Consider the following 22,437-nt stretch of genomic DNA (forward strand, 5'->3'; position numbering starts at 1 on the left):
ATGGGCGTCTCGCCCGTCCGGGGCGGGTTAAAGAATTTATCCATAAGAAATTTTATCAAACAGAATTCAGGAGTCAGTCGTCAGAATTCAGTTAGGTATTCTGTATGACTGGCGTCTGAATAATCGGGTTTAAGACCCCCACCAAATTTTCAATTTGGTGGTCTTTAATCAGTCGCAAGTCTGAATCCCCGACTGATTTATTCTGACTCCTGAATTCTGACTCCTGAATTCTGACTTCTGAATTCTTCTTCAATACAATATTTAAGGCTTGCTACGCCACTACACATACTTAGATTTTTTCATCAATCAAATCGAATTCCTATATAAATAGTTTTCCCAAAAGAAATTTCCGAGGAATTGGAATAACTATTATATTAAAGAAAGAATCTTTGAGAGATTTGATATTCCCAAATTAAGGAAATCTCAGTGTTGTGATTAAATTTTCAGCTTTCAGGATTAAAATTTTAGCAGCAGTATTCATGGTTATGGATCATGTGTGTTATTTGCTAATACCACAGTTGATAATTTTGCATTTAATTGGGCGATTGAGTTTTCCTCTTTTTGCATGGTTGTTGGCTGAAGGCGAAAAACACACCCAAAATATCTACCGCTATGGAAGTAGACTATTAATCACAGCAATTATATCTCAACCAATCTACACTTTTGTTTTTCGGAGCTTCTCACTTAATATTCTTTTTACGCTTCTGCTTGGGCTGGGGATGTTGCGTTTAGTCAATCGTTGTTCTCAATTATGGCAGAAATTAATAATTATTGGATTGTGTGCAGTGGTGAGTGAAATCTGGGATTTTGAGTATGGAGCCTATGGAATTGGGGTAATTTTATTAATGTCTTTAACAGACAAACTAAAGCCGAAAGTATGGTTGCTTTACTGGTGTATATTTAACTTCATTTTAGTAGTGATATCTAGAGGATATTTATATCAAAGTTTTGCAGTTTTTTCAGGATTGATTGTGTTTCAATTCAATGGTAAACAAGGTTCGCGAGCTAGATGGTTTTATTTATTTTACCCGGCTCATTTAATAATTTTAGGTATAATTTATTATTTAATACAATCCAGGTAGATTGAGGATTTGATTGGTGCGATCGCCTAAATTAAATCATGTCCTTTGAAATACTTATCATTTAGGGTGACGCGGGGATACGGAGACAAGGAGACGCCAAGAGATTTTAATCATTCTCAAATTTGTAATATTATTAACCTGCGTTGCACCCTTTTGAGAACCTCATACACTTATTTTTGATGCCACATCAATAAAGCCAGCTTTGATATTCTTGATTTACATCTTTCATATCGTTGTAAAGCCAGACCATGCGATCGATGAACCAAAGTTTACCGAGTGTAACTAAAGTATAACCCAATAGAGTAATCCAGCTGTTGAGTTCGATTAAGCCCCAAATGACTAAAATTCCACCAAAAGCAGAGATACCATTGAGAATATTAGGCACGTGATGGTGGTGGTGGGGAACAGGAATTCGATCGCGATTTAACCAAACTCGTTCGCCAAGAACACCTCTAGAAATCCAATGGTCGGTTGATTGTGGCTTAGGAAAGATGCGCGGGTTCAACCATATCCAAACAATGGCGATGGTAACAGGAATGAGTGACCACCAACCGAACCAAACACGGCTCCATGCTGCAAAAATTAGCAGTGGTAAGACAGTAATAAAACGCGTCCATCCACTCCAAGGGTTAGCATGACGTAACCAAGCATCATCGCTCATGCTAAAGGCTGCTGCTATCTTTTTTTCAAGAGTCATAGAATTAATCTTAATTTGAATTCAAAGCTTACGATCGCCTACCTCACGACTATCGTAACTGGTCATTACATTGCAAGAATATAGATAAACCTAAATTTAGTTAGCAAAAGCAGCTTTGACTTTCTCAAACCCCAGTTTACTTTCTCATTTTGGTGTTTTCCGCAAGCAAAATCAGCTTTGACTTTCTCAAACCCCAGTTTACTTTCTCATTTTGGTGTTTTCCGCAAGTAAAATCAGCTTTGACTTTCTCAAACCCCAGTTTGCTTTCTCATTTTGGTGTTTTCCGCAAGTAAAATCAACTTTGACTTTCTCAAACCCCAGTTTGCTTTCTTTTTTCAGTAGTTCGCGCATTCATGACAAATATCGCCCTTGTAGCAAAAGTTATTGCAGATTTGCCGGAATTCTCTCAAGCCGATCTATACGGAATTTTTTAAGGTAAAGAATATTAACCGTACTTAATTACAAGGTGTAGATTATGGCTCGTAGAAAAAGAACTTCCGTAGTCTTAGAAAAAGCAGTGCGTCGTGCAGCTGGTATAAACTCAATTGCTTCAAATTTAGATTTAGGCAATGGACTCACCTTACCTGCTTTCTCAAGCCTGATTGAAAAGATGCGGACTAGAGAAAATGCCTATAACAGTGCGCTTTCTAGCTTGGATAAATTGTACCGTGAAATGCTGGAAACAGAAAACGAGTTGGGAGATATGACAGAACACATGCTGATGGCAGTTGGGACTCGATATGGCAAAAGCAGTGTAGAGTACGGGATGGCGGGAGGAGTTCCTAAAAACCAGCGTCGTAAGGGACTCCGAGGCGAGTCGCCAACTTTCAAGGCTGATGAATCGTCATTTGTTGCTAGCGTACAGAGCAAGAATGGAAAAGAAACAGCAACAACAAGTTAGGATGTGGGCTATTAGCTGTATGAATCTAGATGTAGAGAGGTTGCAATGCAACGTCTCTACAAGGATTTTGATATTACACCAAATCCACTGAACCTGTGTATCCTTTGAGAATTCCCAAAGAAGCACCACATGAATTAATTAGTGTGTCATTGCCGATGTGGGTGAAGCTGGCGTTTAAGCCACTGACATTTAAGCGATCGCTGCAAGTAAAATTATAGATAATAGCAAAACCACTGCTTCCCAAAATTACTGTATCTGTTCCTTCACCCAAATAAACGTTATCATTCCCCCCGCCTTTTACCTCTACAGATGAATCAAACAGCTTTGTATCTTGACTTAAAGGTTGCGGTAAACAAACCGTTCCGCCTTTGAGATTGATGACATTATTACCACTTCCCACTCGGATAGTATCATCACCGGAACCGGCAAAAATTAAATTATCACCAGAACCAGATTGAATCATGCTATTAGTATCATTGGTAATAATTGTATCGTTGCCATCACCTGCATAAATTTTGGTAGAACTTAAGCCGGGAATACCAACAGCAACAATAAAATCTTGACCATCGCCTGTTCTAATTGTAGTTTCACCATAGGGAACAACAGCAATTTGATTGTCACCATCTCCAGCGATAATGCTTTGATCGTAAGATGGCGAACCGCTATCAAATATATAAGTCAATATTGAAACTTCACTGGTGATTACGTCATTTCCTGAGCCTGTTCTAATTCTGGCATCTCCGGCTCCTAAAAAAATTAAGTTGTTGCCTTTTCCAGCATCAATTGTTCGGTTGGCAAATCCACTTAAAGAAAAAACATCGTCTCCCGCTCCTGCCGAGGCAACTAATTTAGGAATTGCTGCTAAGCCAATGATATGATTATCAGCATCGAGCAGATAATTTCCACCATAATCATCTAAAAAGTTGTTTCCACTGCCTAAACGAATTCTGTGATTACCTGCTCCTAAACTGACGTAATCATCTCCTGCGCCAGTATAAACAATTGCCTCAAAATCATTGGTTTGGCAAGGTAAGGAGCTAGTTTGTAAAATCTCACCACTAAAAATGCTACTTTCAAAATTCAATGTTAAGTCTACTTTTCTGCTTAATAAAATAACATCATTGCCATCTCGCGTACTCAGGATATTATTGTTACCTTCAACAACAAACCAGTCTGAATTGTTAGTGCCGTTAATTCTTTGATTAGTATCTTGAATCAATTGTTGAGCATAGGTAATACCGCGAAAAATTTGGTTTGTCATACAAAATACAGATTAATGAAGCGCAAATTTATGTAGATGAGCCATTATTCTCAATAATTAGATAAAATCCGGTAAATTTACCAGAATTTTTCTGATACCGTTTGTTGATCGGGCTGCGCTAAATATCAGATTTTTCAGGAAATTTCCCTATTCCCTGTTCACTTTTAATCTTTTATAACCCTATTGCCTCTTGCCTGCCTATACAGATCGGTTCATTAATCAAATCGGACTGCTATGGAACCAAAATTTTAACTCAAGGTGACTATCTAGACATTTTGGGAACTATATAAAAGTAAATCTGATTAGCAACTTGCAATTCCCACCAATGAAGACTCGCTACTTTAGCAAAAACAAGGCGCTACCATTACAAATTTTTCTTGTTGTTCCCTTCGCAATCCAAATTTTTGCCGCAGTGAGTTTAGTGGGTTATTTGTCCTTTAAAAATGGACAAAGGGCTGTTAATGATTTAGCAGAACAGTTGATAGATCGTACTAGTGGCGTAGTGGATGAACACCTCAAGTCTTATCTTGCCATTCCCCAAACCCTGAATCAGATTAATGCAGATGTTATTCGCAGAGGAATATTAGATGTGCGCGATCGCCAAACTGTTGGTAAGTATTTCTGGGATCAAATCCAAGCCTATGACCTGACTTATATTGGTATTGGATTAACAACGGGTGAAGGAGTAGGTGCTGCTCGTTATGATGGCAAAACCATTACCATTGATGATTGGACAGCTAAGCCTCCTAACAATGTTTACACTTATGCTACTGACAATCAAGGCAATCGAACTCAAGTAAATGCCCGTTGGAATTGGAAAAATTCCCAGCAATCTTGGTACACTCAACCAATAGCCGCCGGTAAACCCATTTGGACAAAGATTTTAGTTGAAAACTTTCCCACAGGCCCCTACATCGTCACCTCTGCAAGTCGTCCAATTTATGATTCGCAAAATCGCTTGCTAGGGATGATTGGCTGCGATATTCATCTGCTGAAACTCAGCGATTTTTTACGTAGTTTGGATATTAGTCAATCTGGACGGGTGTTCCTTTTGGAACGAGATGGTAGATTAATCGCCACTTCTGGCACAGAAAAGCCTTTTACTTTGATTAATCAAAAGGCTGAGAGATTGCGGGCCGTGGACAGCACTGACCCAATAATACAGACTGTTGCTAAACACTTACAAACTTCTAATGGGTTTCAGTCCATTACCAAAGACACAGATTATAGGCTGGAGTTACAAGGAAAAAATTATTTTGTAGATATTACACCTTGGCGTGACGAGTATGGTTTAGATTGGCTATTGGTGGTGAGTGTGCCAGAAAACGCATTTATGGCGCAAATTAACGCCAACACCCAAACCGCCATCACCCTTTGTTTTGCTGCATTAATCGTTGCTTCAATTATCGGTATCTTTACCTCCCATTGGATTGTACGCCCGATTCTACGTCTAAATCGGGCAAGTAAGGCAATGGCTTCTGGTAATTTAGCTCAAACAGTAGAAACTAGCCCCATTCATGAACTCAATACCCTGTCTAACTCATTTAATTACATGGCAGGGCAATTGCATGAATCGTTTACAGCTTTAGAAAAAACCAAAGACGAACTAGAAGACAGGGTACAAGAACGTACTACTGAACTCAAAAATACATTACAGGAATTACAGCGCACTCAATCTCAAATAATTCAAACTGAAAAAATGTCCAGTCTGGGACAACTAGTTGCTGGAGTCGCACACGAAATCAATAATCCAGTGAATTTTATTCATGGCAACCTCATCCATGTGGAACAATATACCCAGGATTTATTAGCAATTTTGCAATTGTATCAGCAGCACAATTCTAATGCTGCTCCAGAAATTCAAATTGCTGCCGAAGAAATGGATTTGGAGTTTTTGCTACAAGACTTACCCAAAGTCTTATCTTCCATGAAAGTAGGCACAGATCGCATTCGCCAAATTGTACTTTCTCTGCGAAACTTTTCCCGCATGGACGAAGCGGAATTTAAACGCGTCGATATTCATGAAGGTATTGACAGTACTTTGATGATTCTGCAACATCGCCTCAAAGGTAAACCACAACAACCTGAAATTGAAGTCATCAAAGACTACGGCAATTTACCTTTAGTAGAATGCTATGCCGGACAACTAAATCAGGTGTTTATGAATATTTTAGTGAATGCCATTGATGCCTTAGAAGAAAATCATTTTCAAAGGAATCATCAGCAAAGCCAGGATAATTCTCATCAAATTATCATTCGTACATCAGTGATGAATTCAACGTGGATAAAAATAGCGATCGCTGATAACGGAGTTGGTATTTCTCAAGAATTGCAGCAACGAATATTCGATCCCTTTTTCACTACTAAACCCATTGGCAAAGGAACCGGAATGGGTATGTCTATTAGCTACCAAATTATTACAGAACAACATGGCGGCAAACTAGAGTGTTGCTCAACTTTAGGAAAAGGAACTGAGTTTATCATTCAAATCCCTGTACGCAGAAAACCTCAAACAGCAAGTTGAATTGGTAATTCATATTCGTAAAAGCTACTTAAAATTTTCTTTTGTCATCAGCAATATCTCCTTCAAAAGGTTGAACCCCGCTAGCTGGATAATCATCATCCTTGGGTGCAAAAATTCTGCTAACAGCAGTTAATATGTAGTTGATGATTTTTCCGAAAAATTCTTGAATTGAGTTGATAAATTGCCGTATTTTTGTAGAAATTTTCATAAAATAATTCCTTGCTCAGACGTTTTCCATTTAACTTTCCCGTCAACAGTCAACAATCAACACTCAACAACCACCACAATTGATTATGCTTTTTTAGCGTCCATTATTTTATACTTGCAAGCATCATATAGTAATCCGATTTGATTCCTGAAATTATCTGCGTAGGTAGGGAACAGGGAATAGGGAACAGGGAACAGAAAAGAAGGGTATAGATGTGTAATGAATCTTGTTCAAAAATCAAATAGGAGTCCTATACTTTATATACAATCAAAATAAATTATCTCTACTCCAAGAGTGAGTTTTGTGAGTAATTTAGTCAAAAGTATTAGTAATAATTTCCCTCCAAAGAAAGAATAAACTACCAAGGATGATAGCCAGAATTAGGTAGTTTAATCTAATGATTTGACAATAGTCAGTACTCTATCTGCCTCCGTTTGTGATGTGCGGGGGTCTTTTGCTATGAACAAGCAGGCTGCGAAAATTTTTTATCACCATAAATCACAGGCATCAGTAGCAAGTTTTTTTACTTTTACTGCCGTGTCTGCTCCCTTGGCAATCTCTTTGATTGCTAATCCAGTGTTGGCTCAATCATCGAATGCTAATGTTAATACTTCTTTTCCGGTTCCGCAATCCATTCCTAGTGGAACACAAGTGCGGATTAATGGTACAACCAGCATGGAAAAGATTAATCAAGCATTAGCGCAGGAGTTTCAAAGCAAGTATCCTAATACAAATGTCACCACTGGATATGATGGAACAGATGCGTCTTTGAAAGCATTGCCAAATGGACAGATTGATTTAGCGGCCATTGGTCGTTCGTTAACTGACTCGGAGAAAGCCCAAGGGCTTGCAAGTATTCCCATTACTCGGAATAAAATTGCGGTAATTGTCGGCAAGGATAATCCATATATCAACAATCTGACTTCTGAACAATTTGCTCAAATCTTTCGGGGTGATGTTAATGACTGGTCACAAGTAGGGGGTTCTGCCCACAGAATTCGCTTGATCGATCGCCCAGAAAATAGCGACTTGCGGCAAGCATTCCAGAATTATCCTGTTTTTCAAAAAGCTCCTTTTAAAACAGGTAAAAATGCGATTCAAGTTTCCGCAGACAGTACAGAAGCGGTAGTCAAAGAATTAGGGACAGATGGTATTGGATATGCGATCGCCGACGGGGTAATCAATAACCCCAATGTAAAAATTGTGGCACTACATAATGTTCTGCCCACCGATACCCGTTATCCCTTTTCTCAACCTTTGGCTTATGCCTACGATAAATTTAATCCAAGTCCTGCTGCCACGGCATTTTTAGGCTTTGCTACTGCACCGGCTAATGGGGGAATCATTGAACAAGCCAGGGTGAACAATGCCAACCAAACAGCATCCACGCCTACAGGAGCAATTCCTCCCACCACTCGGACTGTAACACAACCCCAACGTGAATCTTCATGGTGGTGGTTATTGCTGATTCCTTTACTAGGTGGATTATTATGGTGGTTAAGTCGGCGCAACGCAACTTTAACCCCCACTGGAGTTGCTACACCTGTTTTAGGGAGCGGCCAAACCTCAGAGAATCGTATCGTCCTCACACCTCGAAGTTGCAGAGATGCCTATGTTTACTGGGAAGTTTCCAATCAAGTAAAAGAAGATTTGCAACGGCAAGGTGGACGTGGTTTGAAGTTGCGTCTTTATGATGTCACTGATATTGACGACATAGACCGGCAAACACCACATAGCATGAAGGAATTTGATGTAGATGGACAAGCGCGAGATATTCACCTGCCCATCGAGCTAGATAACCGGGATTATGTTGTTGAGCTTGGTTGTTTGAGCAACAATAATCGCTGGTTAAACATCGCTCGTTCGGCGAAAGTGCGAGTTCCTGCTTGCCAACCGGTTGGCGTTATCCCTACAGTGGCAAGTGGTGTTGCGGCTGCTTCTTTAGGGGACAATAACTCCATAACTACAAAAGATGAAGGTCGTGTAATTTTAGTACCTCGTAACTCCCAAGATGTCTATGCTTATTGGGAAATTCCCGAAGCACGCAAGGCAGAACTGCAACGCCAGGGGGGAAGACAGTTGGCGCTTCGTCTTTATGACAGTACAGGCATGGATTTGGAACGGCGGAGTGCCCAAAGTTTTCGGCAGTTTGAGTGTGACGAATCAACACAAGATTTACACATTCCCATTGCCCAAAGCGATCGCGACTATGTGGCAGAATTAGGATACATTACTGCCAATGGGCATTGGCTAAAAGTGGCTGAGTCAGCACCGATAAAAGTTTCATCCACTGTTAAAGAAGGTAGTGCCGTCACATCCTCTGATGGGGCAACTAACTTGCCACAGTTGCAACGGAGCGATCGCACATCTAACCCAATTGTTGATGTCAGAAATAGAGTTAACGAAACCATTGCAGAAACTACACCTATGGTAGGAGGCTTGGGAGCCACTGCTCACTCACTTTTAGGCAGAAAACAAGGTGATGGCTTACAAACACCTTTAAGCGATCGCTCGACCATCAAAAGAGATTGCCGGATTATCCTAGTACCTCGCAACACGAAGGATGCTTATGCCTACTGGGAAATTGCAGATGAGTACAAAGCAGCTGCCCGCATACAAGGCGGACGCAGATTTATCCTGCGAATTCACGATGTCACAAATTTAGACATTGAACATCAGTCGCCCCATAGTACTCAAGAATATCCATGCAATGAACGCGAACAAGACAAACACGTGGCCATTCCAGCAAGCGATCGCGATTATCTTGCAGAAATAGGTTATTACACAGATGATGGCCGCTGGCTGAGTATTATTCGCTCCTTTGACGTTCACATACCATCCAATAAGCTGTTGAGCATTTAATCAGCAGTCATCCGCCGATTATATCAAGTCATGAATTTTAAATGAGAGAGGAATTAATCATGGGACTTTTTTTTGAGGTTCTCAGTGCCATTAATAATCCCAATCAACGCGGAAATGTTACTCAGTTAGAGTCAATTATCAACTCAATTCAACAAGTGGCAACTAGTCGAGGCATTCAACCATCTCAAATGCAAAATATTATGTCAGTTGTGGGTAATATGCTTCGTCCAGTACTTAGGCAGCAGCAGTCATTACCGGATGGAAATCAGTTACAAAATCTGATTAGTCAAGCTGGTAGTACTAGCACCAGTGGAGTGGGAATGCAATCTTTACTCTCACCTCAGTTGCAGCAGCAAATTGTTCAAACAGTTTCCCAAACAACAAGAATCAGCCCGAATGTAATTGACGCTATTTTGCCCACAATCATTTCAGCCGTACAAAGTATGCTCAGTATGGGTTCTACCAGTGGTGGATCTGTAAATTCAAATTCTATTTTGCATACTTTTTTAGATAGCGATCGCGATGGCGACACCGACTTAAGTGACGTTCTGAGATTTGGCGATCGTTTTCTTCATCCATAATATACATACTGGGTTGCGATAGCGATGATTCCCACAGCCATTGCACCCCACCCCTTGACAAGATGCAGCTGGTGAATAGAGGATGAGACCCCTCGTCGAGCCACAAATTGGTTTGTAGAGACGTAGCATTGCTACGTCTCTACATAGGGTGGAATGACTTCTGCAAGAAGTCAATTGTGAAGTTATTTTGCTGGTAATATAATATACGAAGTTTAATCCTTAACAGGTTATACAGTTGAACAGATAGTTACAACTAATAATCTTATTTGTTAATAAACTTATGCAGATAAATCAAGTCATTGAAACCTACGATCGCGGTGCGGTGGATTATGACGCAATCATGAAGCGTTACTGGCACATTGAACGCGAACCGCTAATTGCTTCCTTACAGCTTCAGCCAGGACAAACCGTACTCGATGCTGCGGTGGGAACTGGTCTTAATCTTAGTGCTTATCCCCAAGGAGTACATGTTGTCGGTGTCGATCTTTCTCATAAGATGATCGATGAAGCACGTGAAAAAACTGTATCCGCAGACATCACCTTCAAGGTGTCGGATATCTGCAATTTAGATTTTCCTGATAATAACTTTGATGCAGCAGCATCGGGATTTACCCTGTGTGTTGTTGACGATCCCGTTCGTGCTTTGGAAGAAATTTTAAGAGTTACCAAACCTGGTGCTTTAATTGCCATTCTTGATTATTGCAAATCACGAGATCCAGAGATTGCAAAATGGCAAGAATTAATATCTGATGCAGCCTCACAACTAGGTTTTCCCACTGACAAAATCAAGTGGAATGCATTGATGGATTATGACGAATTAATTTACAACAGTAAGCTGAACATTGAAGTGCTGGTAGATAATCGCATAGAAAGTGCCAACCCATTTTCATGTGGTTGTCAATTACTATTGAAAAATTCCAAAGTTTAGAAACTATTTATAACGTAAATCTTAACTAGATGCGTTACGGCTGAACGCCTGACACACCGCCATACAAGATGGTGTGTTAGGCGCTTAGTTCATATTTTTCTTAACGGGGAACAGGGAACTCTTAACAGACTTTGCTGTTGCCTGTTGCCCGTTCCCTGTTCCCTCTCCCGAAGGGAGTTGACAATTCTATACCTGTAAAAGAATTCGTGCTGCAATACCAGTCACATGATGAAGTGCATCTAGAAGTCTAGTTTCGTTTTCAGGTTTTTCTAATTCTTTATTCAAGGAATTAATACTTGCTTTTAAATCTGATTGAAGCCTTTCAATTTGACCAGCAATTTTTTCCAAGATAGCATTCTCTATCTTAGCTATAGCGACAATTAAATCTCCTCTAGCTTGCACAAAAGATTTTGCTAAACACAAATTGGTTTCTGATGTGCAAATTAATATAACTTCTTCAAGAGAACCAAGCTTGAATTCAACATCTCTGAGTTCTTCAAGTAGTTCTTCTCTAAGAATATCAATTGGGTTTAGGCGTTCCGGAATAAAAGTAGACATTTTTTCGATCCTCAAAAATTACAATTATTAATGCTTAAAGGTAAGTTGATAGTACTTACGCATTGACCGAAAATTCCAAATGTGAATGAGTTTAAAAACCATATCTTTCGTATGGGTTTAGCATTGCTAAACCCAAACTAATTAGCTGATATATACCTTGAATATTCTTATCTAGCTAAAAGAACGATTCTTGAAACAATACCGATTACCCGCTCTATAGTTTGCAAAACTGTGATGGTATTTTCTAATTTTGCTAGCTCTTTTTTTAAGTTAGCAATGCCTGATTCTAAGTCTCCATTAAGTTTTTCAAGTCGTTCTGCAATACTGCCTATTGATGCATCTTGTAGCTTTCGTTTGCAAAGTATATAATCTTTTCTGGCTTCAAGATATCTTTTCCATTTAACTTCATCTTTATCATTTTCAAATTCTTTTTTAAATTTTAAGAATGTTCTAACAGAATCTAAATCTACTTGTGTTTCTTCTAATTCTCTAAGCCGATTGTTTCTGATGTTATCTACATTAGTTAGACGACTAATAATTAGACTTGTCATATTTACTCCTTGGTTTTTAATGTTTCAATTACAGATAAAAGATCTTCAATGTCTGTTAGTAATGCGTTAATCCGTCCACTACTAGACCGACCCTCTACAAAATCTTGAAATATGTTTTGAAAATCTCCCAGTGCTTGACTTGCATTTTCAAGTTCTGCGGCAGTGAGTTCTTGAGTTAATAGTTCTCTGCGAGTAGCTATCCATGTATCTTCATCAGCGATGGGTGTGGGTTGGAGCAATGGGTTAATGACAAGTCTTAGTTCTTGTCTATCTTGAATTCCCTTTAAATCACCTTTAATTTGAGTACTCAGAACATTGAGTAACTCTTGCTGTGTCTTTAATTCAAGCATAATAGTCTGATTGCGTTTTTGCAGTTCTTCTTTAAGAGCGCCCCGAATCTTAGAACTGACGATTAGTTTTCCTATACCTTGAAAAACCTCTTTATTTTCTATTAAGTTGCTTTCTCGTAAGGTCTGACCTATTGTATTTAAATTATCTACTACCCCTCCAATAGCAGTTTGTGTTCGCTCAGGAGCATCAGACCCAGCTAAGTCCTGTAGTAATTTAAAATACTTACTCAGCAAGCTGTTGTGTTTTTTGAGCCGATTAATTAAGTCAATTCTATTACTATCTGAATCTGAAAATTCATTGTAATCATCAGATGTTTGATTATTTTCTCTGTCTTGTAATAAAAGTTCTTCAGAGCTTTCGTCAATTCGAGTTACAACAGCTAGATCTAATAGTTGGTTGAGAGCTTTGGAATAATTAGTTCCTGCCTGTGCTAGTTTTTTATATTCGTCAGTGGAACGACAAGCACTCAAACAAGTTGTGGCTATTGCTACAGCAATTATTATTGGAAAGTGAATTTTATTTTTCATCTATTGTTTTCAAAGTTGCCCAAAAATTATCGCATCAAATGTAGTTTTTGATTGAAAAATAGTAAAATAGATTAAATTATCCATTTTTTAAATTCAGAAAATTTTGTCGAATCCACAATCTAAATATGCGTTTTAAAAGCCACTTTGTTAAGGGTTTTCCAATAAATATCCGGACATTCAGCTTAATAAAACTCCATAACTTAGATAAACGAGAACCATTATTTTTCATATCAAGCGGTTCTAGCCTGTCATTGATTAGATCCACCAAAGATTCTAAACGGAAGCTTAACTGATTTACAATTTCTTGACGTGTTTCTATGTCAACCTCTGCCATTAACCTTCGTAATTCTGCAAGTTGATCTCGTTTGATGGCGTCATTATCTTGTAGTTGTTCTCCTTCTGGTGAACGAGGTTTTGCTAATTGACTTAACTCTTTTTTTGCTTCATCCCAAGTATTTAAATTTTTATCGTTAACCTTACAATTAACTATCCACTCAAGAGGTGGCATTTTATTAAGTTCAAGGTTGAGTAAATCTTGGAGTTGACTCTTTGCTTGAAGATTGGACAGTTCAAATTGAGTGCGTTCCCGACCAATGTTGTAATCATAAGCCCGGAATTTCTTTTCAAGAAATCCAGCAAAGGCTGAGAAGACATCGCCAATTAACTCAAAGTCATTAGCTGTAATGGAAAATACTGGAGCATCCATTTCTTCCATAATCCAATCTTGGAAGCGAGACTGGTGAAAAATTGAACTCAGCAATGCAATTCCTGTTACCAAGAGATCGTTATCTTTTTTGATAAAAGGATTTTCGGGTAATTGGCGTTGACCTGGTGCAATATAAAGGTAATATCTTTTATCAGATAAATCTTGATTTTGATCGATGCGATCCACGAGGAGTTTAGCCATACCAATAGGCTCATTTTCAAAAACTCCACCATCTGTGTACAGATACTCCTCATTACGATCGCGACGCTTACCAAATCCACCAAAACGTCGAATTTTCCGAAGTTTAAAAGCGAAGGGAAATGCACCAGATGATAGACCGGCTTCGCGTAACTCACTCCAGTTAGTATCTCTAAGTTTTTTCCATTCTATTGACTCGCGTCCTGTTCTTGGATCTCTTATTGTCTCTCGATCTATTTCATCAAGCGTCACATTCCCAAATCCATCGCGACGAGCTAGACACACAAATTGATCCTTATAACGGGTATATGCAAACTTTAGTGTTCCTTCTTTTCGGCCTTCACGAGCGTAATCAGTTGTAAGAGGGAAAGTATAGCCAGACAAGTTGGACATAGCTATACCAACATAAATCTCAGACGCAGCAGCCGGATGCTTTTGGTTGATTTGAACACGATCTTGCAGATATTTATTCCCAATTTTTTCAACAACTGCTGTTTGTAAAAGTGAGTATTTTTGATCTTCTTTTTCAACTTTAATTAATTCCCGAATATCAACTTCATCAACCCATGCATTGTAGAGTGGATTATTATATGGTTTGCGTAAAGACTGGTCTGGACGAAAGGGTGCAGGCTGATCGCCACAAAGAAGATGTTGGACTAAAATACAAGCCGTCATCCCACCCGCCGAAGCACCTGTAATTACATCAATTTCAATGGGTTCTTCATGATTTTTTATATCTTCGTTATGTCTGGCGATCGCTTCCAAAATTTCATACATAACGCCAGCTTCATAACTGCCAAGTGATACTGCTCCACTGATAACAACGGCAAGCTTTTTGGGCATTAATTTCCCTCACTTCATGTCTAAAAATTTAGAATAAACGGAATTTTTTTGTATAAATGCTTTTTTTGGGCAGTTTTTTAACACTTTTCCGTAGATTTCCTGATTGTATCAGCAATTATTTTTTTTAAAACTACAGATGTATTAAAAAATATTACACAGATGGTAATTGAATTTTAGAATTTTTTTATATCTCTGGACATAGAAAAATAAGATGCCGCTCTGGAACTTATTTGCCAACAAGCATAGATAAATCAGGTTTAAAATATTCTCTAATGAAATAAATAAAAAGAGTCTTGGGTTACTACATCCAAAAAAGCTGCTTTAGTAGATGTAAAATATAGCTAGAGGTAATTTAATAAAGTTAAAATAAATAAAGTTTTCTTTACACATGAATGCTTTTCAGACTAAAGCCAGTATTATTCTTAATAAAAAACAAAAAATATACATCAAAGTCATCAAAATTTTTAATTTATGAAATTGTGGTGCGTTGCATTTGAGAACAAGACACCACAATCTACATCATTTAGTTTTACAAATGATTTTTAAACAATTCTAAAACATGTTGCCAAGCATCAGGAGCAGCTTCAGGATTGTAACTTGGATGTTGTTCCATAAATGGGTACTTATCTTTGAAAAATCCGGCGAAAAATCCGTGCCCGGCATCGTATCTAAATACACGATGATTGATTTGATGTTTTTTTAATTCTGCTTCAATTTGTTCAGTTTCCTCCTGAGAAATAAATGTATCTCTTGTACCGAAAAAGGCATAAATAGTACCTTGAATTTGTGAAGTGCGATTAATAGTTGGAGTTTCTTCACCATAACTAGAAGTGGTAATTCCAGCACCGTAAAACGAAGCTGTAGCTTTGATATCCGGGAAAGTTGCAGCGATGTAAGCAACATGACCGCCAAAACAAAAACCAACGACACCAATGGCATCATGTTTAACATTGGGTAAAGTTTTTAAGTAGGCGATCGCCGCTTGAATATCACTTAAGATATCTTGATACTTTACTTGTTGATAGTATTCCAATCCCAGCCGATAGGCTTCTGGACTAAATCCAACATCTTCAGCACTAAGATCCGCTGCAAAACCAGGAGCAATCCGTTGATACATCGCGGGAGCTATTACTACATAACCTTGTTTAGCAATTAATTCAGTGATGTCTCGAATGTTATTATTGATGCCAAAAATTTCTGGAAAAACGATAACGGCGGCAAAGGTTCCTTCATGTGCTGGTTGAGCTAAGTAAGCATCAATTTCTAAGTTATTGTTAGGTATTTTGACTTTTGCGGTGTTAATTTCGATGTTTGTGATTTCTACCATCTTTTTTCAGGTTATTTGATACCAACTTTTCTATTTTGGCTGTTTTTTGACACGGATGATAAACTGGCATTGCATTTAAGTCAGAAATGTTTTGGTGTTGATTGTTGACTGATGACGGTTGACTGTTGACAGTATGAGTGAGTGTATAATTTAAAAGTTTAATAATCTGCAACAAGCTAATTTTTTCCGTTTACACAGCAACCACAAGCTAGACGGTCGTATGATAAATCACACAACCAAGGCATGAAAATATTTATTTCTCAGTCAACAGTCAACATTGAATTTATAACTTTTGAATAGACAACATCTCGAACTTCTGGATGATACTAAGGGTTTTTGATTTGTGCGACCTTACAAAGGTAAGCATAAAGACTCAATATTAAGAAGCACAAAAAAACTATGCCAGATCAAACATTTAGAGCAAACATACCAGAAGTTGACCCAACGGAGATTGAAGATACTCGAACTGCCATCGCTGACGAACATCGTTCATTTTTAGAAAAAGTCATGGTGAAAGGTGGGTTTGCAGACATCTATGACGCCAGAGACTTTACCGAAGTTGTGTTTCGCGTCATGCGTGATTTGATGACAACAGAAGCAAGCGATCGCGTCGAGGGAGAACTGCATAAAGAAGCCGTATCTACCGATGAAAAAGCACTCCAGTTTGATATTGCCGATCTTTGGAAAGATACCAATCCAATTGTGGGATTTTTAAGCCGAGTTCGTCCACCCTGGCAAGGCCCTGGAATTTTCAAAATCGATTCCGATCGCTTTTTGTTCCGAGTTGCTAATGAAGGGGGCAAACCAGAAACAGTTGACCGAGAACAGGCAGTAAAAGCCGTATTTTCTGCCACCAAAGACGAACTTTCCCAAGAAAGAATTGAAGAAATTGCTAGTTGGCTACCTGACTATGTACGTCAGCTTTGGCAACAAGCTTAATTACAAGTGTGAAAAAGTCAAGCCTGTTTGCAGTTGACGATAATTGCAAGCAGACTTTTTATATAAATCACTCCGCAGACTTCACCGTTTGATTTGCCACCAAGCGTGGTTTCTTTCGTTCTGACTTACGCGTTCCACCAGCCATACCATATTCATCACTATTTTTGCCATAGCGAGACGCAACACTCAGCAGCATGTGTTCAGAATAATCATTCAACACACGTTCAGCTTCTTCTAATGCATTCTGCGTTTTATCTATCATCGTTCGTGCTTGATTATGGGCGGCTAGCTTTTCTCGCAAATCCTGAATCATAGTATTGTAACTAGTTATTGATAACCCATTACCAAAATCTAAGTCAGGCTTAATCGCCTGCATTCCTTCAACCCGTCGTTCAGCTTTCGTCAGTGCAACTGAGTTTCGTCTGCGTTGCGGCATAAAGTTTTCCTTTTTGGATTAATTTATAAAGAACGCTAATGTTCCTTGACACTGAGTTCTTTATATACCACTAAATTACGCAATTAGCAGATGCACCAGCCTGAGTAAAGCTACATAATTTATAGAACATTCACAATACAGCATAAATACGGTTATATTTGCTGAAATTTTTGAATATTAAGGGATTTACGACTTGAAAACTTGATTTAGAAGTCCAAAACTTGATTTAGAAGTTCAAAACTTGATTTAGAAGTCCAAAACTTGATTTAGAAGTTCAAAACTTGATTTACAAGTCCAAAACTTGATTTACAAGTCCAAAACTTGATTTACAAGTCCAAAACTTGATTTACAAGTCCAAAACTTGATTTACCAGCAAGCTGTTGCACAGCACAGCCTAAATTAGGGATGCGATCGCGCTTATTTTCTCAGGCTACGCCATATTGCGTATATTGGCGCAAGTGTGATGGCTGTAGTCCTAAAACAATATCCTCTCTGGGTACTCCCATTTCAGTCAACTCTTGGGCAATTTGGATATCAGTCATATTACGCTGAATCCATATTTTTTCATCTTTAATATCGAGATGTATCACACAATTATAAATGCGATCGTATCCATACCAGCCAATCTCTAAAATCTGGTAATGGTCTCGCGCTGTATCGAATATCAGTTGAATTTCAACATCTTCCTCTGAAGGTTGGTAACTGCTATATTTAGTTAATAACTTTTGAATATATTCACGATATTGGTCTAGCTTTGCCATTGCACAATCACCTCATCATTTGGATCGTAAACTATTAATTTAACTTGATATTCTTGTACTGAACTTTGGGCAAAGTCCCGGCTAAATAGCGATCTATACGTTGACAGTGGAACTGCTAGGAACAAAACTCTCTCAGGTTCTCTGAGTCGCAAAGCTAATCGATAATTGAGAAACTGCCCCAAAGCCGCATGGTAGTCAAAAAGTTCTGAATCCCCTAAAAAACTTTTGATTTCAACAGCAATTTTCTCTGTTCCTCGCTCAGCTGCTAAGATTTGTTCCGCACCTAAATCGATTGACATTTTATCTTTGCCAAACTTAACCACTAGCGGATCGTGCGTAATAATCCACCCTTCTTTTTCTAGTCCCCGTTTAACGGCTTCATGAAAAATGTCTTTTGCAGACACGGACAGAACCAGAACCCAATAACCTTATGATACCGAACTATGATTATGCTGCATTGCACTTTGCGATAAATATAGGAGGAATGCGATCGCCTGCTGATACAATGAAGGTGCGTTGCCCTTTGCGACAACGCACCCTACATTAGAGATGCGATATTATAATTTGATTTCCTGTCTTATTAGAATTACCTCAAGATTCAGGATTGCTATATCGTTTACATTATCATTCCAAAACTGTAGATGATGAGGATTTAGATACTTGAGTCATTTGATACTCGATCTGCGTAATTGCAGACATTATACTGTATTCATGCCCTTCTAATAGAGCATTTTTAATCTCTCTAACTTGCTCTAGGAGAGCTTTTCTAAGATATGGCTTTTGTTTAGATACGTAAGAATGATGACTCCAAATATCAGAACCAATGATAAGAAATCCTGCTATCCAACCAGCAGCACACTTCGCTGCAAATGATGTTATTGCCTTGCCTAATCCTGCTTTAAGAGCAGTTTTACAGCCTAACTTCGCTAAAATTTTAGTGGCTTGTTTGCCGACATAAGCAATAAATTCTGTAGAAGATAATGTCATTTTCATGCCATATACTGCGCCTGTTATTGCCATGTCCTTTCCCCCCTTTTCAATCCAATATGCGATGTTACTAAACTGATAAATAATTCCCCCTTTTTCATAAGTTATCTTGCTGAGTTCCATGCTTAATTCCTGAAACTCAACATTAGAAAGTTCATACTTGCATTGAATTTCCATAAAACCTTTTGCTAGTTCTACTGCATAAACATCAACCGTCTGTGTGAGTATATTCTGCATTTTTCTTTCCATCTGAGTAGGTGATAAAATATATACTTCAATCTTTTGTGCAACTTCTGTCTGTAGTGACTCTTTAGAAATAAGAGACATTAGACCTATTTTCTTTTGATAAAAATAATCAAAATATTCTTCCATGAAAACTTCTATATTTGGTTGCAGAGATTGAATCCACTCTTCTAAATGCTTATCTGCAAAGTCCTTGGCTTTAATTTTTGATTTCTCAAAAACAGCTAAAATTTCTTCAAGGAATTTCTCGCGGCTAAAATGTCTGTTAACTCTGTGCTTTTTATTTGAACCGCCAGGATTGTCTGACAAACTATATCGAGCAGTAAACAAGTAGATAAAGCACCAAAATATCAATAACATGGCTGTACCATAGCCTAGTACACTGCCGAAGGAATCAAGAAAATGGGAAAGCATCACTTACTCGTAATGAATTACGCAGATAGCTTACCAAAACACTGATTTCGGAAGTTTCGGGAGAAAGGTAGTCCGCACTCAACTACTCCTACAAGGATTTCCAGACCTCAAGAACAAAAAATCCTTAGGTTCTCATGAGGTTTTTTCGTAAATTTTTTGTAAATTTTTTATAAATTTTTATTAAAAATGGGGGCTAGGTTAATCTTGAAGGAAACGTAACAAGTCTGAATTTTGTAAAAAGTAACTAAAACTAGGATGATATAACCTATAGTGCAACTTTCCGTCCACTTCTTGTTTATATAGAAACTGTTTCCACTCCTCTAGTATTAACTGAAGTTCATATTGAGATTCAAATAAAGAAACCATATCAGTGAAAGATATTAGGCTAACATGACCTGAACTAGCATTAGCTAACTTACGAAGAAGCCGCTTGTGTCTGATATCACTTTTGTGATTAATATTCATACGGCGTAAATGACTCTCGTAATACCCTCTCAAACCTTCTGGAAGATTATCAAGACTATCCAAGTTTTTATAAACGCCTCGCTCAATATCTACTAATACATTTTTTAAATACCTAAAGTTTCTTTGACTTTTAAGTGTAAGAGTTTCAATAAGTTTTTCTTCACTTTCAAAAAGTCTTTCTTCACTACATGTTTTATCATCTTGTGAAGTGCGAAGCTTTTCTCTTCTGTCTAAATACTTTTTGATATATGTTCTACAATCTTCCTTCCATGTGTCACCAATAAGGCAGCTAATATCTTCTATCATTAAAGGCACTTCAATTTCTAAGAAAATATTTTTTGGACGCTGAGACATAAAGAAAAAAATACCTTCTGGAAGATATTCCGGCAATTTTAGTATATTTTCTGACTCGTTGCTTAAATATACTTCGTCCAAAGCATCTATGACAATAACTAACTGTGACTTGTGCTTATGTAAAACTTTTTTACTTATCTCCTCAAGTAAACTATTAAGTAGCGAAATATCAACATTTTCTAACTTTTCTTTAAAATGTCTTAGTTGATCATAATATTTATGATATAATTGGTTACAAATACTTTCTAGAAAATCATAAATCTGGTTAAGTCCTTGGGGTTGCTGTACAAAAAAACAGGGACATTTATTTTCTAATACATACTTAGCTAGTATTGCTGTTTTTCCAACTCCAGGATCGCCCTGCAATATAAAATATCCTTGTGAATGATCTTTTTGAAATTTTTTAAATCTCTCAATAATATCTTTTCTTTCAATAAAATCTTCTGGATCTGTATGGTACTTAATTAAAGTCTGAAATTCTAAAGGAGGTTCAAATATATTGCTATTAATAAAGGAATTTGAATTGCCAAAAAATTCATTTTCATAACGTTCTTTTAGGGATTTAATAGTTTCATCGTTACTTTCGCTGATAACAATATTGTTGACAGTAAATCTCCAATCTTTAGACCCCTGCCTTGTAGATTTATGGCGATCATCTTTTAGAAGTTTGTGTTCATCTGCATCCTTTATTACGTCTCCAAGTGATTTAATTACAGTTTCCTTTTGAAAATCGTTGGATATATCAGGATAATTTTTACAAAAATCCTGTGATTCTTGTGAGCATATTGAATTTTTTACATACGAATTAACTAGATTTTCTAAATTTTTTAGAGTGCAACAAACTTCAATAGTTTTATTCCTTATATCATCACTAATGTTTCCCTTGAAATCCGGATATGGTTTATTTTCATCCTCACCTTGATTGCGAATGTAGTCTTTTAATGCCATAATAAGTAAAATAGCCCGTTGCATTTTTTTGTTACTAATTTTTCTGTCTTCTTTCGATGCGTTCATATTTGATAATATATATAAATAAGAGTTTGCACATTTTTTAGGTAAGTATATATAAATATACATAAAAAATTATTATACATTTAGTCTTTGAATAAACTCTTTGCTTTATATTTACTTTACAAATAAAATTCAACAGGTTTATCAATGATTATTTTAGAACGAGTTTTTTACCTGACGGGGCAATAAGCACCTCAGAATCCTTATCATGTATAAATTTAACTATATGAACTGATTGCGTGTTATTGTCGCATCTGTGATGCTAATACTTCCACTGCGCGATCGCCTCGTAATTGCTGCTATAATTTCCACACCAGTTATTGCAGCAATAAATACCTCATTGTTGAGAGTTGGATCGAATAAGCCTAACACCCAAGCAGATCCAGTTTCACTTATATAACGCTTAACTAATGCGCTACTATCTATGAAGTATCTTGCCATTTAACGGCGTTCCTCAATGATAGTTTCAGAGACAGGCTTTCCCTCGACCTGAATTAGTCTTCGTTCAGCTATTGGTTCGTAAGCAAAATGCTTAATTTGCTTTACTAAGCCAGAATCGATTAAAGCTTGGTGAAATGCTGTTTGCTTAAGATTTTCCTCTTTAACAGCAAGATACTTTTGAATTGTTTGGCTAAGTTGTTGAAGCTCTGTTGTTTCCAGTGTCTCAAGTTGCTTAAGTATTTGGTTTAAGGTTTCTAGTGCCATACCTTTCAAATAATTAT

General features: G+C 37.7%; 22 protein-coding genes. 7 read left to right on the plus strand and 15 right to left on the minus strand.

The genetic code is table 11. The features are described 5' to 3' along the window. Positions 1 to 431: 431 nt before the first annotated feature. Positions 432 to 1,082: a TraX family protein gene (locus tag VF06_RS24125; RefSeq protein WP_099068224.1), complete on the plus strand. Its 651-nt coding sequence runs from the start codon at positions 432 to 434 to the stop codon at positions 1,080 to 1,082. 187 nt (positions 1,083 to 1,269) lie between these two features. Here VF06_RS24125 and VF06_RS24130 read toward each other — a convergent pair whose 3' ends face one another. Beyond that, entirely contained in the window at positions 1,270 to 1,779 is a 510-nt protein-coding gene (locus VF06_RS24130; RefSeq protein ID WP_099068225.1) for a DUF6653 family protein, read from the minus strand. A gap of 475 nt (positions 1,780 to 2,254) precedes the next feature. On the opposite strand from VF06_RS24130, the gene VF06_RS24135 reads away from it, so the two are divergent. Next, entirely contained in the window at positions 2,255 to 2,680 is a 426-nt protein-coding gene (locus tag VF06_RS24135) for a hypothetical protein (protein WP_099068226.1), read from the plus strand. 73 nt (positions 2,681 to 2,753) lie between these two features. On the opposite strand, the gene VF06_RS24140 is transcribed toward VF06_RS24135, so the two are convergent. Then, a complete protein-coding gene (locus VF06_RS24140) occupies positions 2,754 to 3,941 on the minus strand; it encodes a calcium-binding protein (protein WP_099068227.1) in 1,188 nt (395 codons plus the stop codon). Positions 3,942 to 4,266: 325 nt separating this feature from the next. On the opposite strand from VF06_RS24140, the gene VF06_RS24145 reads away from it, so the two are divergent. Next, the gene (locus VF06_RS24145; RefSeq protein ID WP_099068228.1) at positions 4,267 to 6,465 is read left to right on the plus strand and encodes a sensor histidine kinase; all 2,199 of its coding nucleotides are present in this window, start codon (positions 4,267 to 4,269) and stop codon (positions 6,463 to 6,465) included. Positions 6,466 to 6,493: 28 nt separating this feature from the next. On the opposite strand, the gene VF06_RS24150 is transcribed toward VF06_RS24145, so the two are convergent. After that, on the minus strand, positions 6,494 to 6,673 hold the full coding sequence (locus VF06_RS24150) for a hypothetical protein (protein ID WP_099068229.1): 180 nt from the start codon (positions 6,671 to 6,673) through the stop codon (positions 6,494 to 6,496). 459 nt (positions 6,674 to 7,132) lie between these two features. On the opposite strand from VF06_RS24150, the gene VF06_RS24155 reads away from it, so the two are divergent. The 3 genes from VF06_RS24155 (at position 7,133) to VF06_RS24165 (ending at position 11,044) form a co-directional block, all read left to right on the plus strand. After that, the gene (locus VF06_RS24155; protein ID WP_099068230.1) at positions 7,133 to 9,535 is read left to right on the plus strand and encodes a DUF4912 domain-containing protein; all 2,403 of its coding nucleotides are present in this window, start codon (positions 7,133 to 7,135) and stop codon (positions 9,533 to 9,535) included. Between the two features lie 59 nt (positions 9,536 to 9,594). Then, entirely contained in the window at positions 9,595 to 10,116 is a 522-nt protein-coding gene (locus VF06_RS24160) for a DUF937 domain-containing protein (protein WP_099068231.1), read from the plus strand. Positions 10,117 to 10,396: 280 nt separating this feature from the next. Further along, entirely contained in the window at positions 10,397 to 11,044 is a 648-nt protein-coding gene (locus VF06_RS24165) for a class I SAM-dependent methyltransferase (protein ID WP_099068232.1), read from the plus strand. A gap of 186 nt (positions 11,045 to 11,230) precedes the next feature. On the opposite strand, the gene VF06_RS24170 is transcribed toward VF06_RS24165, so the two are convergent. The 5 genes from VF06_RS24170 to VF06_RS24190 form a co-directional block, all read right to left on the minus strand. Beyond that, positions 11,231 to 11,602, minus strand: coding sequence for a hypothetical protein (locus tag VF06_RS24170; RefSeq protein WP_099068233.1), 372 nt, complete (start codon positions 11,600 to 11,602; stop codon positions 11,231 to 11,233). A gap of 167 nt (positions 11,603 to 11,769) precedes the next feature. After that, complete coding sequence (locus VF06_RS24175) at positions 11,770 to 12,153, minus strand: hypothetical protein (protein ID WP_099068234.1); 384 nt, start codon at positions 12,151 to 12,153, stop codon at positions 11,770 to 11,772. A gap of 2 nt (positions 12,154 to 12,155) precedes the next feature. Further along, positions 12,156 to 13,031 (minus strand): hypothetical protein, encoded by an 876-nt coding sequence (locus tag VF06_RS24180; protein WP_099068235.1) that lies wholly within the window; start codon positions 13,029 to 13,031, stop codon positions 12,156 to 12,158. Positions 13,032 to 13,107: 76 nt separating this feature from the next. Then, complete coding sequence (locus VF06_RS24185; RefSeq protein WP_099068236.1) at positions 13,108 to 14,778, minus strand: patatin-like phospholipase family protein; 1,671 nt, start codon at positions 14,776 to 14,778, stop codon at positions 13,108 to 13,110. A 529-nt stretch (positions 14,779 to 15,307) separates the two neighbouring features. Next, entirely contained in the window at positions 15,308 to 16,105 is a 798-nt protein-coding gene (locus VF06_RS24190; RefSeq protein WP_099068237.1) for a dienelactone hydrolase family protein, read from the minus strand. A gap of 399 nt (positions 16,106 to 16,504) precedes the next feature. Here VF06_RS24190 and VF06_RS24195 point away from each other — a divergent pair, with 399 nt between their 5' ends. Further along, positions 16,505 to 17,044 carry a DUF2267 domain-containing protein gene (locus tag VF06_RS24195; protein WP_099068238.1) on the plus strand — a complete coding sequence of 180 codons (540 nt, stop codon included), beginning with the start codon at positions 16,505 to 16,507 and terminating at the stop codon, positions 17,042 to 17,044. A 67-nt stretch (positions 17,045 to 17,111) separates the two neighbouring features. Here the strand turns inward: VF06_RS24195 and VF06_RS24200 are convergent, their stop codons facing one another. From VF06_RS24200 to VF06_RS24230, 7 genes are all read right to left on the minus strand, one after another. After that, positions 17,112 to 17,480 carry a hypothetical protein gene (locus VF06_RS24200; RefSeq protein WP_099068239.1) on the minus strand — a complete coding sequence of 123 codons (369 nt, stop codon included), beginning with the start codon at positions 17,478 to 17,480 and terminating at the stop codon, positions 17,112 to 17,114. A 425-nt stretch (positions 17,481 to 17,905) separates the two neighbouring features. Further along, positions 17,906 to 18,241, minus strand: coding sequence for a XisI protein (locus VF06_RS24205; RefSeq protein WP_099068240.1), 336 nt, complete (start codon positions 18,239 to 18,241; stop codon positions 17,906 to 17,908). Continuing rightward, on the minus strand, positions 18,229 to 18,645 hold the full coding sequence (locus VF06_RS24210; protein WP_099068241.1) for a XisH family protein: 417 nt from the start codon (positions 18,643 to 18,645) through the stop codon (positions 18,229 to 18,231). Before VF06_RS24210 ends, VF06_RS24205 begins: the two co-directional genes overlap by 13 nt. Before the next feature lie 220 nt (positions 18,646 to 18,865). Further along, positions 18,866 to 19,885, minus strand: a complete 1,020-nt coding sequence (locus tag VF06_RS24215) for a hypothetical protein (RefSeq protein ID WP_099068242.1) — start codon at positions 19,883 to 19,885, stop codon at positions 18,866 to 18,868. A 198-nt stretch (positions 19,886 to 20,083) separates the two neighbouring features. Then, positions 20,084 to 21,718, minus strand: a complete 1,635-nt coding sequence (locus VF06_RS24220) for a P-loop domain-containing protein (RefSeq protein WP_099068243.1) — start codon at positions 21,716 to 21,718, stop codon at positions 20,084 to 20,086. Between the two features lie 219 nt (positions 21,719 to 21,937). After that, the gene (locus tag VF06_RS24225; RefSeq protein ID WP_244918150.1) at positions 21,938 to 22,156 is read right to left on the minus strand and encodes a type II toxin-antitoxin system VapC family toxin; all 219 of its coding nucleotides are present in this window, start codon (positions 22,154 to 22,156) and stop codon (positions 21,938 to 21,940) included. After that, positions 22,157 to 22,420: a hypothetical protein gene (locus tag VF06_RS24230; protein ID WP_099068244.1), complete on the minus strand. Its 264-nt coding sequence runs from the start codon at positions 22,418 to 22,420 to the stop codon at positions 22,157 to 22,159. Positions 22,421 to 22,437: the final 17 nt, after the last annotated feature.

This window comes from Nostoc linckia z4, assembly GCF_002608075.1.
GTDB lineage: Bacteria > Cyanobacteriota > Cyanobacteriia > Cyanobacteriales > Nostocaceae > Nostoc > Nostoc linckia.